Source organism: Aminipila terrae (assembly GCF_010120715.1).
GTDB lineage: Bacteria > Bacillota > Clostridia > Peptostreptococcales > Anaerovoracaceae > Aminipila > Aminipila terrae.
In genome coordinates, this window is sequence record NZ_CP047591.1 from 1,892,749 (window position 1) to 1,910,090 (window position 17,342).

The following is a 17,342-nucleotide window of genomic DNA, read 5'->3' on the forward strand; positions in this document are numbered from 1 at the left end:
ATGAAAAATAAAAAAGTAATTATTATTCTTTGTATGCTGGTTCTTGTGCTAAGTGCAGTGTGGCTGTATTTTAACTATCAGAAAAGCCATTACATAGTAACAGAGGATGCCCGGGTAGATGGAACAATTGTTAAAGTAAGCCCTCAGGTGACGGGAAAGTTAACAGAACTTTCCTTTGAAGAAAACCAGATGGTGGAGCAGGATCAAATTCTTGCGAGACAGTCAGATGAAACACTTTCTCCAGGTGCAAATGTTGATATGACTGTAATCAGAACCCCTGTCAGAGGCCAGATTATCAAAAAAATGGCCAGCGTTGGAGAAATGGCCTCCCCCTCCAGCCCAATTGCTTTAATGGTGAATCCAGATGAATTATACATAACTGCCAATATAGAAGAGGATAGAATTGAGCAGGTTAAAGAAGGACAGGAAGTCCATTTTACAGTGGACTCCTTTCCCAAAGTCTGGTTTAGAGGAAAAGTAGATTCCATTGGCAGTGCTTCTACTTCAGTTACATCCTTACTATCTGCCCAGAGCAGTGGAAATTCCTTTATTAAAGTGACTCAGCGGGTACCTGTAAAAATTAGTTTTTCCGGAAAATATGAGGAAAAACTGCTTCCAGGTATGAATGCCAAAATAAAAATATATTTGTAAGGAGATGTTAGCTATGAATTCATCCGTGCAGTTGAAAGAGCAGAATAAAATCCCTGCTCTTTCCCTTACAATTGTGGTTATTGGTGCCTTTATGTCTTTTCTGGACAGTAGTATTGTGAATGTGGCACTGCCTCATATGATGGCTGTTTTTGGGGTATCAAGCAGTGATATACAATGGGTATTAACGGCGTATATGCTGACTTCTGGCATTGTGATTCCAACCAGTGCCTTTCTCTGTGGACGTTTTGGACATCGACGGGTATATATGGTTTCGTTGATGATTTTTACCGTGGGATCTGGCCTGTGTGGAATTTCATGGAACCTGAAGATCATTATTGCTTCCAGAATAATTCAGGCCATAGGCGGCGGACTGATTATACCTGTCAGCATGGCCATGGTATATTATCTGGCCCCACGTGAAAAGATGGGAACAGCCATGGGCCTCTGGGGTCTGGGTGCAATTCTGGGACCATCCATCGGGCCTACATTAGGCGGATATCTGGTAGATACCCTGAGCTGGCAATGGATTTTTTTTGTTAACCTGCCTATTGGAATAATTGCACTCTTTCTTTGTCCATTTTGTTTAAAAGAAACGGAAATTAATAAGAACTTGAAGTTTGATGTGTTAGGAACTGTGTTTATTGCGACTGCCTGTTTTTCCCTGTTACTGGCATTAAGTAAGGGGACAGAGTGGGGATGGAAGTCTCAAAGTATTCTGTCTTTGTTTATTGTATGTATTTTCACTCTGGCAGCATTTGTAACCTGGGAAAGTTCTATAAGCAATCCCCTTATTGATCTGAGAGTTTTTAAGAATAAAGTAGTTATTTCCAGTATGTCAGCTATGTCTTTGTTAACCATAGGAATGATGGGGGCTATATTTATCGTTCCTATTTACGCGGAGAATCTGTTAGGCTATTCACCTTTGAAAACAGGTATCATTATGATGCCCATGGCCTTGGTCTCTGCGGTGCTTATGCCTGTCAGCGGAAAAATATATGACAAGTATGGTGCATTTTATGCGGGTATGATAGGAACGGTTATCGCTGCAGTTACCACGTATAACTTAAAAGCACTGAGCCTGGATACATCCTATACCAGCCTGCAGTTTATGCTGGCTGTCCGCTCACTGGGATTTGGACTGGCCCTGATGCCTATTACCAATGCAGCTATGGGCGCGGTACCTGAATCTTTAGCAGCTACTGCTTCGGCAGTGTTGAATACCATACGACAGGTGGCAAGCTCTCTTGGAATTGCTATTATCAACTATGTTATAGTGGTAAAACAGGCTTATCATCAGGATATTCTCCATGACCTTATTAATTACGGATCATTTCCTGCAAACCAGGCAATCAGCCGGATACAGGCTCTGATGGTTTCCATGGGAACGGATAATACCACAGCAAGAATAAATGCCCTGGCAGTAATTAAGGGGTACATTGTACGTCAGGGTGCCATGGATTCCATTCTTGACAGTATCATGACCTTAGTATGGCTGTTAATCATAACCATACCTTTCATTTTCTTATTGACCCCAAGAAAGGTTGAAAATGCGCGATTAAAGCAACAAGATCAAATAAATTAAGGCGAATGCAGATATATAGATTTATGTCTGCGTTTTTTATCTTAAGGGGTGTTTTAACATAAAAGGACTAATAAAAAGAAAATTTTGATTTTTTAGTATATAATATTAAAAATAGGATGAAACAGGTGTTATAATATAAAAAGACTAACAAGGGGGATTTAATATGATTACGAAATACCTGGAGAAAATGACATATATATATAACACTATGGATTCGGTTCTGATTACCAACATTGATGGAATCATTGAATATTGTGCTGTTTTTGATGAAAAGGATAGTTCTATTAAAAATGAAGGTTATACGGGAAAATATCTTTTAGAAGTGTATCCAGAACTAACAAAGGAAACAAGCACTCACTTCAGAGCTATGAAAACGGGTAAGGCAATTATTGATGAAATACAGACTGTGATAGATTTTAACGGAATTAAGCGCACTTTTGTAAGCAACACATACCCCATTGAGGTAGATGGAAAGATTGTAGGAGCCATTGAGGGTACAGTGATTCTTTCCGATGCAGGGCTGCCTAACAGTAAAAGATTTAAAGATAGTAAAGTAAATACGGAAAGCGGCCTTTACACCATTGATGATTTAATTGGAAAAAGCAATAGAATGCTAGTGGTGAAGGAAAAAATTTTGCGGGCTGCAGATGGGGACTCTTCCGTGATGATAATAGGGGAAACTGGGACAGGCAAAGAAATTGTTGCACAAGCCATACACAGCCATAGCAAGAGAAAGAATCAGGCGTTTATTTCCCAGAATTGTTCTGCCATACCTGCCAGTTTATTGGAAAGTACCTTGTTTGGAACAGTCAAGGGAAGCTATACAGGAGCAGAGGACAGAAAGGGACTATTTGAACTAGCGGATAAGGGAACCTTGTTTCTTGATGAATTAAACTCCATGAACATAGAGTTGCAGGGAAAGATTTTAAAGGCAGTAGAAGAACAAAAAATCAGAAGGCTGGGGTCTGAAAAGGAAAGAAAAATTGATGTGAGAATTATTTCGGCCCTAAATGAAGAGGTTGATGAAGTTTTAGAGAAAGATAAAATCAGAAAGGATTTGTATTACAGATTAGGTGTATTCCAGATAAATTTACCACTTCTAAAAGATCGAAAGGAAGATATTCCTTTACTTATAAAATACTTTATTAATTATTATAACAAAAAAGGAAAAAGAAATATTGAGAACTGCAGTGAACTGGCAGAGAGGCTCCTTATAGACTATGAATGGCCGGGAAATGTGAGAGAATTAAAAAATGTCATTGAGTATGCCTTTAACATGAGTAAGGGAAAAGATATCACCATGACTAGTTTACCTGAAAACTTTCTTTATAATAAAAAGGAAGACACCCATTATACGGAACAGTTAAACTGGGAAAAAGCCTTAGAAGAGGGGCATTCTCTTGCATCTATTATAGACAATTATGAAAGCAGAATCATTAAGAAGATACTTTCAGGAAGCTCAAATATTACAGAAGCTGCAGATAAACTGGGTGTCAGCCGACAGGTTCTGAATTATAAGATAAAGAAATACCAGATAAAATTTTAGAAGATAATAATCAGAAAATTAAAAAGAGTAAAAAATTTTGCAAAATAAGCGCAAAATTTTTTACTCTTTTTGTTTTTTTTGATAAAATATATAGATAAAATTTGTCTCATGATAAAAATAGTAATTTTAAAAACCTTGGAAATAGTGGACTTTCAACAGTATATTTATGCATGGTAATAAAATATTATAAAGTTGGCATGTTATTTGCTCTTAATACTTATAAATCTTAATACCTATAAATTATGACAAATGCCAAGGAGGTAAATTATTATGAAATATGGTTGCCAGTCAATGGTAGAAGAAATTGAAGCAATATTAATTAAAAGACCGCAGGAAGCTTTTATCAGTCAGGAAAACCTTGATAAAACCTGGGAAGAATTTAAGTATTTCGGATGTCCGGACTATGAAACCGTCCTGAAGGAATATGAGGTATTTGAGAAGCTTATAAGGGACAATGTAAAGGATGTTTATACTCTTCCATATGATTCAAGAACAGGATTAGACTCTATTTATGCACATGATCCTTTAAAAATTACAAAAAAAGGAGCCATATATTTCCCTATGGGAAAGGTACTGAGAGGTAAGGAATATCTTGCAACAAGAGCTTATCTGGAAGAAATAGGTGTACCCACTTTAGGTGAAATTAAAGCACCGGGGAAAATGGAAGGCGGAGATGTCCTCTGGATTGATGAGAAGACGGTTGCCATAGGCAGAGGCTATAGGACCAATGATGAGGGAATCAGGCAGTTTAAAGAATTAACAAAGGATGTGGTAGAGGAATATATCATTGTGCCGATGCCTCATGGAGATGGTGTGGATGCATGCCTTCATTTAATGAGTATCATAAGCTTTGTAGATAATGATAAAGCAGTAGTTTATTCAAAATACATGCCGGTTTTCTTTAGAGAGTATTTAATGGAACGGGGAATCACACTTATTGAAGCAGATGATGACGAATATGATTATCTGGGAACCAATCTGTTAGCTTTAAAACCAGGAAAAGTAATATTAATTAAAGGTTGCCCGAAAGTTCAGAAAAAGCTTGAGGATTTAGGTGTTGAAGTATTGACTTACGAAGGAAAAGAACTTTCATACAGAGGAACAGGAGGTCCAACTTGTTTAACTGCTCCTTTATATAGAAAATAGGGCTATAAATAAATTACATTTTAGAAAGGCAGTGTCTGTTATGGATAATAAAAACCAGATCTTAGAAGGAATCGGTCAGAGAATCAATGATATACTTCTTAAATATATTAAAGCACAAAGTTTTACTTTCAGCGGCGGGGAAAAGGATGCTGAAATATTTTTAATGGATTACTTAAAAGACATAAAATATTTTAAAGATCATCCTGATTATTATGGAACTTATGAAATCGCCGGGGACCCATTTAACAGAGCTGTTTCTTATGCAATGGTAAAAGGAAAAGGTAATGATACAGTTGTATTAATACATCATAACGATGTGGTGGAAGTTGAAGATTATAAGTTGCTTAAACCTTATGCCTTTACTCCAAGGACTCTTGAAGAAGAACTGATAAAGATTAAATCTTCATTACCAGAAGAAGCACAAAGGGACCTTATGGAGGGAAGTTATTTATTTGGAAGAGGTGTTTGTGATATGAAGGGCGGGGGTGCCATACAACTTGCCCTTCTTGAAAGATACAGTCAGATAAATGATTTCAAAGGAAATGTGATTGTTATTGCTGTCCCCGATGAAGAAAACCTTTCAGCGGGAATGCGGTCTGCAGTCGTTTTGTTAAAAGATCTAAAAAATAAATATAATTTAAACTATAAATTAATGATTAATTCTGAACCACATCAGAGAAAAGAGAAAGACAAGGGGATTTTCTCTGAAGGATCTGTAGGAAAAATAATGCCGTTTATATATGTACGGGGTTATTTATCACATATTGGAAAGGTTTTTGAAGGGTTTAACCCTTTAAACCTAATGAGTGAAATTGTAAGAAATACAGAACTTAATATAGAATTCAGCGATATTGTTGGCAATGAAATGGCCCCTCCGCCAACCTGGCTGTACCTGAAGGATAATAAGAAGCAGTATGACGTATCCATGCCTTTATCCGTTTCAGGATGCTTCAGTATATTGACACTGAACCGCACACCACAGGTCATAATGGACAAAGTCAGAGACATATGTTGTCAGTCTTATGAGGCTATTGTAAAAGAAATGCAGGAAAGGTATAAGCCATTTGCAGATGTTAAAAAGCTGAGTTCCAAAGAATTGCCATGGAAAGTTAACGTAGTCCCATTTGCTAAGCTTTATGAAGAAGCAAGTTTGAATTATGGAAAAGACTTTATAGATAATTATAAGAATGTTGTCCAGAATATTGAAACCAAATTTAATAAAGGTCAATGCAGCATTATCGAATGCAATTTTGAATTAGTTGAGTTTGTTTATCAATATATTAATGATATTTCACCGAGGATTGTATACGGGCTGGTACCTCCATATTATCCAAATGTATCAAATGTATATTATGAAGGGCTGGACCAGGGTATTTCAACTTTATCGGAACAGCTTTGCAGCTATACTGAGGATGAGTTTGGGCAAAAATACGAGACAGAAGATTTTTATACAGGAATTTCGGACCTTAGTTATACAAGTATAACAGAGGGAGAAAAGACCTGTAAGGCCTTACAAACGTATATGCCTTTATTTGGAGATTTTTATTCCATACCCATTAATGACATTGAAGAAATCTCTATGCCCTGCATAAATATCGGACCTTGGGGAAAAGATTTTCATAAACTCACAGAAAGAGTTTATAAAGAAGATTTATATAACCGAACGCCTAAAATAATTAATAAAGCAATTGCATTGCTGCTTAATGAGCCTGAATTATTATAAGGAGGAAAAACTATGGATAACAAAACAAGAGAGATATCTAATGACAGCAAGCTGGAGCGTAAATTGAAACCTAGACAAATGAACATGATCGCAATAGGAGGAGCAATAGGCACAGGACTTTTTGTTGCTACAGGCTCTTCTATCAGTACAGCGGGACCTGGAGGCACTATGATTGCATACATGCTTATAGGGCTTTCTGTGTATTTTATGATGACAGCTTTAGGAGAAATGGCCACCTATTTACCAGTTGCAGGTGCTTTTGAACTATACTCACAGAAATATGTAGATCCGGCATTTGGATTTGCTATGGGATGGAACTACTGGTATTGCAGTACAATGACCATAGCGACAGAACTGGTTGCATCTGCTATCGTAATGAAGTTCTGGTTCCCTGACAGCCCTTCTTACATGTGGAGTTCCATATTTATCGTGCTGCTTTTAGGGTTAAACATGTTTTCTGTAAGCATATTCGGTGAGTCTGAATTCTGGTTTGCAGGTATAAAGGTGGTAACCATTATTATCTTTTTAGTAGTGGGAGTATTGATGATTTTTGGTATTTTTTCAAATGACAACCCGGGATTTTCTAACTGGACGTTAGAGAAAGCTCCATTTGTAGGTGGACCTTTTGGGATATTCAGCATTCTGATGGTTGCAGGGTTTTCTTTTGTAGGTGTGGAAGCTACAGCCATTGCAGCAGGTGAATGTGTAAATCCTGCTAAGAATGTTCCTAAAGCAATCAACAGTGTTTTCTGGAGAATCTTGATATTTTACATAGGTGCTATTTTTGTAGTAGCCACATTAATTCCTTATACAGACCCTAATTTGTTAAGTGCAGACGTAGATAATGTAGCGGTAAGCCCGTTTACAATCGTTTTTCAAAAAAGTGGCATTGCCATGGCGGCTTCTTTGATGAATGCAGTAATACTGACATCCATTCTTTCATGTGGAAATTCCACATTGTATTCTGCCAGCCGTTTGCTTTATTCCATGGCGATATCTCATCATGCACCGAAGATATTTGCTAAAACAAGTTCAAAAGGAGTTCCTGTATATGCAGTTCTGGGGACTTTAGTGATAGCTTGTCTTTGTTTCCTGACCTCATTTGCAGGGGACAGCGTGGTATATACCTGGTTATATAATGCTACAGGTCTTACGGGATTCCTCACATGGTTTGGTGTTTGTATCTGTCATCTCAGATTCAGGAGAGGGTTTGCAAAACAGGGAAAAGATCTTTCAGTACTTAAATATAAGACCAAATTTTATCCTTATGGAACAATCTTATCACTGATTATATCCGGAACAGTTATCGCTGGACAGGGATACTATGCATTCTCTGCTTCAGGAGTAGACTGGTATGGAATCTTGGTAGCATATATAGGGCTGCCTATTATGATAGCATTATATATTGTAAGAAAAATTGTAAAAAAGACCACAATCGTGCCGCTTGAGGAGATGGATTTAACAAGAAATGATATATTACAGGAAGATTTATAGAGTCTGTATTACCAATTGATATAGTAATAATTTTAGTAAAATTAGTTATAAATGATGATAAAAAGGTTTGCCTGAAAGTATTTTCTCCATGGTAAACCTTTTTTATATTTAATCTGACAACAAATAAAAAACGAAAAAATGTGATATTTGTCAAAGAGAAACGAAATGAGGCTGAATTTGATGAACAAAAAGAGGTTACAGGAAGGCGTAAATAGGGTATTTTAAAAAGGTAATAAACTTAATTTATTAGTATAGTCTGTTGAATCATTAAAGTAGAACCTAAAATAAGCGGTTGCGTGTAAAGTGAACAGAAAGGACTGAGTGTATGGATAGAAGCTATATAATTTATGCTGCTTATGGAAGTAACATGGGCATACAACGAATGGCACACAGATGCCCTGGTGCAAAATTTATAGGTGTAGGAGTAATAGAGAATTATAAACTTACTTTTAGAGGGATTCGCACAGGGCTTGCTAACATACAACCATGTGCAGGTGCAAGCGTACCGGTTGTTCTTTGGAGTATCACCCGTAAAGGCGAAAGACTATTAGATCATCATGAAGGCTTTCCAGATTTGTTTCAAAAAAAGGTAGTTAAGGTGAAACTGAGAAATCAATATGTGGTAGCTATGACTTATATTATGGCACATGGATTTTGTGACGTGCCTTTAAAACCAAGTCCTTATTACATAGAAATGATTCAGCGGGGATATGAGAACCATGGCATCATTAAGGATGGAATTTTCGATGCTGTTCAGGAGGTACATAAGGAGCTGGCAATAAGAAAAATGATTAATGGGAACATTATGGACAAACCTCCCCTGACATAAAGTAATCCTTATATACCAATAGGAAAAATTGTACTATTAATAAAAAGGCTAATGGGTCACACTCATTAGCCTTTTCAACTGAAAATTTTTAATTAAGGTTATTTTTTGTGGCAATCTTTCAGGCCATTTGTGCTTCTGTTTGTACTTTCATCTGTACTGGTAGAAGAAGAACTTTTAACGTATTTGCCAGGTTTATTGTTTCTGCCTTTTCTTAATAAATCCATTTATATCACCTCCACTAAAAGTATGTGTAAATACCAGAAGATTATAAGGTAATAAACATGGCAGATATTATCCAAATATATAAAATATGAAAATTAAATAAAGTAATCCGCTTAACATAAGGATAAATGGATTAATTGTTTTTCGTATTTTCATCCAGGTAAAGTTCAATATAGCTGAGGTTAAGGCTAATACAGCGGATAAAAGAGTAATGCCAGTCAGGTGCCAAGGTGTAAATAACATCCCGAATACCACAGGAAAGCAGCTCTGGAAAATCATGGCCCCAGTGATGTTTCCTAAGGCAAGAGTATCTTTTTTTCTGCCTGTCCAGATTACAGAATTTAACTTTTCAGGAAGTTCTGTTGCAATTGGTGTAATTATCATGGATAGAACCAGAGGAGTAATACCAAGAACTGTTGACAAATCTCCAACATAACCAACAAACATATGAGCGCCCCAGATGATAGCTGCTAAAGCTAACCCTAATTGTAGCAGTATCCAGAATAAATTTGTTTTTGCTCTGAAAATCCGGGAAATATATAAAGCATCGATTTCTTCCATTTTTTACTATCACAGCAAAATGTGTTTTTAAGATAGATGAAATATGAAAATAGTAATAATACGGCTATGATGCCTTTAATAATCATATGAGTATATATAACTGATGTAAGTACTGCAATTCCATAAATAATTATGAAGTATTTCAAATCACGGGAGATTATGTTTACATCTGCATTCATTTTTAGGCTTCTGCGACCCAATAAAGAATAAACTAAAACAGCTGTACCTACAACGAAAAAGGCTAAAGTACCCAGCATAAATGGGGCGCCTGCTATAGCACCAATACCAATTTCGTCGGCGCCTTCGCTTGCATAAAAAATAATTGCAATGATTGGGATAACTGTTTCAGGTAAAGCTGTACCAATGGCAGCCAGTACACTTCCTACAACTCCTTCTCCCAGATTTAATTTTTTGCCAAACCATTCTATGGCATTTGTAAATACAAAACAGGCAAATAAAATTAAAGCCAAACTAGAAATAAGCATTATTACATCCATTATCATAATATCGTCTCCTTAAATTAAAGTATGAATTAAATAAATTAAAAAAAGACTTTAAACATAACCCTTCAAAGGTTATGCTAAAAGTCTCATTACCAAAATCGGCTACAAAGCCAGGCGGATATTCCCACCAGGATGTTGACTTTGTATATCAATTACTCCCTTTTAACGAAATTATGATATAACATATCGACCTAATTGTCAACCTGTTTGTTGTGAGAAGAAACAAAGAACTGTGTGATAACAACAAAGATTAGCCTAAAAGATGCCAGCAACAAACTATGAAATTTCGGAATTAAAAATATACTAAAAAATTTTTATCCAGTAGATTAAAAACAAAAAAATGTAAAATGTTTACAATTGACAAGAAAGGATGTATTATGAATATATGTAAAATAATGTAATTGAACTTTGATAATTTAATAATAAGCGGGAAGGAAAAAGTAATCAAATAAATTCCCTTGATAATGCAAATGAAGAGGCGTAAATTTAAATTAGTGTGAGTAACAAGGGAATAATCAAAGGGGGAAACACAATGAAAATTTTAGTGAAGGTATTAGTGACTTGCTTTTTATTTTGAGTACTGCAACGGGAGCCTATGCTGGCCAAGGCAATACGCAATTACTGGGAAATGCAAACTATTCAGATTTAAAAAGTACGAATTGGGCTTATGAAGCTGTAAACACCATGAGTCAGAAAGGCATTGTTAAGGGATATAGGGATGGAAGTTTTAAGCCAGGGAACATTGTTACCTATGGCGAGTTTATAAAGATGGCTCTTGTGGCATCCACAGGGCAGGATGTTGGAAATAGTACTACGGGGAATTGGGCAAAAGGATATTATGATAAAGCCCTGGAACTCAAATATTTTGGAAACACAGATATAAAGGCAGATCAGTTAGACAGCCAGATTCCAAGAAGTGATATGGCCCTTATAATTTCCTCCATCCTGGGAGATAAAAAGATTGACAACTATGACAAACTGGAAAGCAGCTTAAAAGATGTTAGTTCCAGTATTAAACACGATTATGATGTCATAAAATCTTATGCTGCAGGGATTATAACTGGTTATGAAGATAGTACCTTCAGACCAGATAAAACCCTTACCAGAGCTGAAAGTGCCATTGTTATCTATCGATTAACTGATGAAAGTAAAAGAGTTCTGCCTGGAGAAAAAAAGAAAGAAGAAAAACCAACATCCGGAACCGACATTGCTTCCGTTATAAAGAATTATAAGACGTATGATGTAAGTAAGTATAGTGGTACGGATTCTGATGGTAAATATGAAGAATGGTACGAACCTGGGCCTTTTACAGAAGCCACCAGCTATGAATTTGTAACGGACATGTCAGGATATAAGGTTGAGAATATTGAAAAGAATCGCACTAAGGGAATTAAAATAAATGGTGATTGGGTTTTAAATCTAGGATGGGGAAATATGTACCTAATGAAAGATAATAATATTGTTGAGTTCACAAGTGATGGAATTTATAAATCTTCAGATATAACAACTATCCAGTATTTTGTATTCCCAAGATATAAGAATGTAGATCATGTCATAGGAATTATGCCAAACCCTTTATATAAAGGAAAGTAGCTTAAAAAAATAGGAAAACACTTGCATTTTCTATGAAAATGTGGATATAATAAAGAAAAGGATTACCGCTTTTCGCATGGCGGTTCAGTCCAAATACAGTGATTTGAGAAACCGTCTAAACCGAAAAGGAATAGGCGGTTTTGCATTTATTTACTCTTGTGAATACACAAGGAAACAATGGCTACAATAAGCAATTCAAACTGCAATAGTTCTGAATGTGTGACCATAGCATCACCTCCTTAAAGGAAGTGACCGAATCCGCCAAACGGCAATCCATGTAAACAATATATCAAAAAAGGAAGTAAAAGACAAGGAAAAAGGAGGAATCCTGATAAATGACAAACAAATTCATAATACGAAAAAGTATATCTGTACTTTTAATCATAACCCTGATTCTTTCAGGGTTTTTTATTACTCCAAATCAGGTAATAGCCCAAACAGTGGAAAAAAAGGTAACCAAATATCACCTGGATATAGGGGTGCAGCATATATGGGGAACGGAAGATAAGAAGGGTAATACTATCTGGGATGACGGTGTTGGGCCGGGTGGAACAATGTACGATATTAATCCTAGTATCACGTTTTCTAAAGAGGTATCTAACGTAAAGGTATATCCATACAGTGCATCTAAGTTTAAATGGGATGATAAAGAACATTATACCAGTAACGTGGGAAGTGAGGGTTATTACAAAGACAATTATGCGGACTATGCTTCTAAGACGATTAATGTATCCCATGCTTCAGCTAGTGGTAAAAGTGTAAGTTTTTCATACAATGCCAGCATGAGCAGTATAAAAGAATATAATTTGACGAATAAATTAAATTTCGGACAAATAGATCAGGTTTTCAGACTAATGGCCGGGCCTAATTCTGATAATCCGGAAGCCGATGTAGCAAAGAATTTTCCAAGCCTTTATTCAAAACTGAACAAAGGAAGAAACGGCGTCGATCCAAAAGTACATGCATTTATGTATTTTACTCCTGTTATAATTCAATATGACGTGAAAGAAATGGTGGAAATTCCCGATCCTGATCCAGAAAGCATTATCGCAGATTTGGAAGTGCCTAAAGAGGCAAAGATGAATGAATCATTTAATGTAGTGGATGCCTGTAGAGTAGGGGAAAAAACAGTACTAGACTATGCCGAAATATACAGAACGGTAGGTAATGGAACAAAAGAATTAATAGCCACCTGGGAAGGGACAGGAGCAAAGGGAGAAAATACAGGGCAAAGTATAAGTCAATTTTTTGCAGAACAATGCACGGTAACCTATGAAATAAAAGGTGTAACAACAAAGGGTCTAACAGACACAGCAACAAAGAAAGTAAATATTATAGATGGCAGAGAGATAGAGGCAAAGGCAGTATTAGACCTGGATAAATATACTTATGAAGGCTGGCCTGCGGATGCAGAAGACTGGTCTGAATTTACAGTAGACGGAGTAAGATACTCTGCTGAGCGGGCATATGTAGAAAAAATTGCATCGAATAAATTTAGAACGGAAGGTGGTACTGTAAAAAGAGATGGATATAATGCTATCGTAACATACCCCAAAAGGGGAACGTATCCGGTTAATTTGGAAGTAACTTTGAAAACCACAGGTCAAAAGCTTACAGACACAAAAAATATTGAAGTAAGAAAAACGCCTTACGTTATAGACTCCCTGGGAGGTTCCCAAAAACAGAACAGAAAGCAAGTGCTGACCTTTAATGTGGCCACTTATCCGGATAAACCACTTGTGGACTATGACATTACCATAAAGGATTTAAAGTCAAATGAACTTATCAGTCTGACTAAGGCTGCTCCCCAGGAAAACGGAGCGTGTATCAAAACAAGAACGGTTAAGGGTGGAGTAAAAGACCAGTACTGGACAACCTTAACCGTAGAGTTTTTAACCAAATACCCACGGTATGACTTAACCGGGGATGCGACACAACGGTTCAGTTATAGAATAAAGGTAACAGACAGCAAGGGAGATTCCGATGAGGCCTATAAAGAGTTTGATGTAGTTCCGGATAAACCTCCTGTGCCGGTAATCAATATGCAGACGACATTTTTAAGAGCAGAGGGAACCAATACAGCCAAACTTGAAGCAGCAGACGGAAGTCAGAGTGATGGTGATCAGCTGCTAAGGACCTGGAGCATTGTAAATCACAATCCTTTAGATAACAAAAGGATTGGTGACTTTGTTAATGCAACTACAGTAAATGGCTATGAAAACTTAGCCTTTGGGACAAATCAGACCATTGGATGGAACAAGGAGGGGGTAGGTAAAACTACTGTGAAGCTCCATGTGAAAGATGTCTGGACTGAACCAACCTTAGAGGAATACATAAATCCGTCCGATTATTTAGAAGCGGAAACCACGGCAGGAACAGAGGTTATCAATATCGCTCCTGTAGTCAGCATAGAACCTTTAGAAATGCTGAAGGCGAATATTTCTATCATGGTTAAGGCAAGTGAGTATCAGGCCGTACAAAATCAGGTAAACAGTCTGCAGGCAGCACTGATTGAAAATGGTATAGATGGAAATGTGTCCTTAGTAAAACTTGCGGATGGGTCAAAAGAGGGACAGGCAACCATAACGGGAGATGTTTCATACATGGGTACATATAACTGTGATTCGGGAATGATGTATCTGGTTCATGGTGGGGATAGCAGTTCCTACAAAATAAGTGCTTATGATAGTGATACCGCTAAAGAAGTATGGAGCTATCCTATTGGAGCCAATGGAGTTTCCAGCATATATATTGACAGAAACAGAGAAAAATATGTCATTGCTAATCAGAACCTAAATGGAACTAAAACAGCTGTTATTCTTGACCGGAATACAGGAGCATATTTAACAGGAATAAACGGAGTTTACTTAGACGGTGAAATCTTCTTAAGCAACGATGAAAAAAGGCTGTATTGTGTAAATAATACAGGAATATATCGGTTAGACCTTAAAACCGGGGAGTACAAATGCGTAATCAGTGATAATACCATCAGCCTGCCTCGCATGAATAAAGGAAAGATAGGTTATGCTGGAAAAATGGCAGACAGCCAGTATTACCTGGGTACTTTTGATATGAAGACCGAGCAGGTTAACAAACTGGCAGCTCCTGTGTATGATTATACGACTACACCAAATGAAATGGGTGGTGGAGGAATTGACGTACTTGATTGGAGCAATGACGGTAAAATACTGATTAGAAAAAGTTCCGCTAACTATGGGGACTCTTATGGGGGCGATATTTGGCTGGTGGATACAATAAATGCCACTCAAAAACATATATATGGTGATAATGGGCGTGAGAATAGTATAAGTGGAGGGTTAGTCTTAAATGAGCGTGGAAACTGCCGTTATGTGGTAGCAACCAATGTCTGCAGGTCCGATGCCTATAAATATTATAACAATGCATATATCTACGATTTAAAGAGCAATCAGATTGCATCAACATCAAGTGGTAAAAAAACCTCTGGAACTCATTTGGACCATGGTTTTTATAACAGTGTAGATAACGCTATCTATATTTATGAATTTGCTTTCTATGGCAAAGCAGCTAAATATAATGTGACAGAAGGCAAATGGGAACAGAACTGGGGCAGTTCCATATTTGACAGTTATTCAGGAAATTTGAAAACCTTTGATAATGGTCTTTTTTCCTTTAATGACGGAAACAATGATGGGCGACACGATAGTACTTATACCATGTATTATCTTAAAAGATTAGCTTCCCAGGATGATATAGCCTATAAAGCTTTGGAAAGACATTCTAACCTAAATAATGAGGATAGAAGCTATGTGACCTTTATGGGAATGGATAGTAGCAGTTTGCCTGTTACCAGTGAGGTTATAAAGGAGGCAGGAGCTAAGGGTATAACTTTAGATTTAGGGGATTCCCTTGCTTCCCTTGCGGACAAGATAAAAGGCTTATCCAAGGAAGCAGGATATAAGCTTCAATTATTAGGGAATAAAGCAAACTCAGCAACCATTTCAAAAGAACTAGGGTTACTCCCAAATACAAAGTATAACTACAGTTATGATATGCAATTATTATCCGGTTCTGCTATAGATATCTTTACGGTTCAGCGAACACCGGATAAAGACAATGGCATGAAGTATTATAAGGAAGTTATATATCAGGAAGATTTTACCCCAAGATATTCCGGAAGAAGATTGCAGTCAGGTGTAGGAAGTGCCACCTTTACTTTAGAAAGAAATGGTTATGTTTCCTTTAAGATGAACACGGATATTTATGGGAGCAGAACCATACTGATTGATGGGAGAACCATTGCATCCTGGAATTACGATAATGGCAGCTGTAAAAATGAAGAGCGTACTTTCCTAGCCTTTTTACCTCCGGGAACCCATACAGTTACTTCTTCTGCAGGGGACCAGAACAGCGTTATCAAAACTATTGAAGCCGGGTATCTGTCAACAGAGGATAATACCTTCAGCAATACAGGGATAAGCTTGCAGGAGGGTTCAGAAGGAAAGGTTACAGGCTCCTTTACCAGCCCGAAAGATTTAATGTTTTACAAAAATGAAACCGCTTACACTGCAACAAGGATAAACGGATATGACATGGTGAATAAAGGATATATGACTTTTGATGCCATGCAGGGGTATGGGTATATAACAGACAATGGCAGTAATTTAAATGTCCATTCAGATAGCAGGGTAAGCAATAAAGGTTACTTGAATGCCAATTTATATGTGAGAATACAAGCGCCACCCGATAAGAAACTGTTAATAAAGAGCAGCAGGGAAGTATTAATACTTAATGAAGGGGAGTATACCTTCTTTAAATTTACAGATAAAGTATATTACGCCAATCATGGATACAGCAGAGAATTTACAGTTATGTCAGGAATAGAAGCAGTAGAAATACCTGCGAATAACTGTCCCTGGTTTAAAGATGCCGTTCTCCTGGGAAGCTTTGCAACCGTGGCAGCAGGAAACAAAATTGGCTCTGACAGCTATGGAAAAGACTTTTACTGGATTGATACAGCTTCAGCAGATTGTAAGGTCTATAAATGTACTATAACGGACCCAAAAGATAGAAATGTAATCATAGGCTTTACGAATGTAAATAGTAACAATAATTTAAACATTTTAATCTCAAATCTGAGACTGGAAATGGTTAATAACAGCAAAAACGCTAAAGGTAATCAGGTTCTGAGTAAATTTGCCAGTGAAAACAGCCTGAATAGTTGGAACCTACAAACCAAAGGAAGCGGTATAGCAGCAATGAAACAAGTAGAGCCTGTTAAGAAGGACGAAGAAGCCCCACTTGTTTACAAGAAAGGACAGTTAGTATCCTATAAAATCTATTATAGCGATTATGAAAATGATCCAGGAAAAGCAGGTTACTGGTTGTATGCACACACCCCTTACAACGATGGAGTCCATCCAGATGCAGCTATTATTTACGATGAAGATGGTAATATCAAATCAATCTGGGGCAGGCAGTAACCCCAGGATCAGTTACTATTGACGATGCTT

12 protein-coding genes are annotated in these 17,342 nt (G+C 37.0%); 9 read left to right on the plus strand and 3 right to left on the minus strand.

The genetic code is table 11. From position 1 onward, the window contains the following. The 7 genes from Ami3637_RS09020 (at position 1) to Ami3637_RS09050 (ending at position 8,971) form a co-directional block, all read left to right on the plus strand. On the plus strand, positions 1–651 hold the full coding sequence (locus Ami3637_RS09020) for an HlyD family secretion protein (protein WP_162362280.1): 651 nt from the start codon (positions 1–3) through the stop codon (positions 649–651). Positions 652–664: 13 nt separating this feature from the next. Further along, positions 665–2,233, plus strand: coding sequence for a DHA2 family efflux MFS transporter permease subunit (locus tag Ami3637_RS09025; protein WP_162362281.1), 1,569 nt, complete (start codon positions 665–667; stop codon positions 2,231–2,233). A gap of 163 nt (positions 2,234–2,396) precedes the next feature. Next, on the plus strand, positions 2,397–3,779 hold the full coding sequence (locus tag Ami3637_RS09030; protein WP_162362282.1) for a sigma-54 interaction domain-containing protein: 1,383 nt from the start codon (positions 2,397–2,399) through the stop codon (positions 3,777–3,779). A 270-nt stretch (positions 3,780–4,049) separates the two neighbouring features. Beyond that, complete coding sequence (locus Ami3637_RS09035) at positions 4,050–4,925, plus strand: dimethylarginine dimethylaminohydrolase family protein (RefSeq protein ID WP_162362283.1); 876 nt, start codon at positions 4,050–4,052, stop codon at positions 4,923–4,925. A 40-nt stretch (positions 4,926–4,965) separates the two neighbouring features. Further along, a complete protein-coding gene (locus tag Ami3637_RS09040; RefSeq protein WP_162362284.1) occupies positions 4,966–6,648 on the plus strand; it encodes a M20/M25/M40 family metallo-hydrolase in 1,683 nt (560 codons plus the stop codon). Between the two features lie 12 nt (positions 6,649–6,660). Further along, on the plus strand, positions 6,661–8,142 hold the full coding sequence (locus tag Ami3637_RS09045; protein ID WP_162362285.1) for an amino acid permease: 1,482 nt from the start codon (positions 6,661–6,663) through the stop codon (positions 8,140–8,142). A gap of 325 nt (positions 8,143–8,467) precedes the next feature. Next, positions 8,468–8,971, plus strand: coding sequence for a gamma-glutamylcyclotransferase family protein (locus Ami3637_RS09050; RefSeq protein ID WP_162362286.1), 504 nt, complete (start codon positions 8,468–8,470; stop codon positions 8,969–8,971). Between the two features lie 98 nt (positions 8,972–9,069). On the opposite strand, the gene Ami3637_RS17895 is transcribed toward Ami3637_RS09050, so the two are convergent. The 3 genes from Ami3637_RS17895 to Ami3637_RS17455 all read right to left on the minus strand — a co-directional run bounded on the left by Ami3637_RS17895 (position 9,070) and on the right by Ami3637_RS17455 (position 10,257). Further along, positions 9,070–9,195 carry a hypothetical protein gene (locus Ami3637_RS17895; protein ID WP_279286660.1) on the minus strand — a complete coding sequence of 42 codons (126 nt, stop codon included), beginning with the start codon at positions 9,193–9,195 and terminating at the stop codon, positions 9,070–9,072. 67 nt (positions 9,196–9,262) lie between these two features. Further along, a complete protein-coding gene (locus tag Ami3637_RS17450) occupies positions 9,263–9,640 on the minus strand; it encodes a sodium:calcium antiporter (protein ID WP_243157975.1) in 378 nt (125 codons plus the stop codon). Between the two features lie 35 nt (positions 9,641–9,675). After that, a complete protein-coding gene (locus Ami3637_RS17455) occupies positions 9,676–10,257 on the minus strand; it encodes a hypothetical protein (protein WP_243157976.1) in 582 nt (193 codons plus the stop codon). Positions 10,258–10,830: 573 nt separating this feature from the next. Here Ami3637_RS17455 and Ami3637_RS09060 point away from each other — a divergent pair. Continuing rightward, positions 10,831–11,850 carry an S-layer homology domain-containing protein gene (locus tag Ami3637_RS09060; protein ID WP_162362287.1) on the plus strand — a complete coding sequence of 340 codons (1,020 nt, stop codon included), beginning with the start codon at positions 10,831–10,833 and terminating at the stop codon, positions 11,848–11,850. A 335-nt stretch (positions 11,851–12,185) separates the two neighbouring features. Next, on the plus strand, positions 12,186–17,312 hold the full coding sequence (locus tag Ami3637_RS09065; protein WP_162362288.1) for a YncE family protein: 5,127 nt from the start codon (positions 12,186–12,188) through the stop codon (positions 17,310–17,312). Positions 17,313–17,342 lie beyond the last annotated feature (30 nt).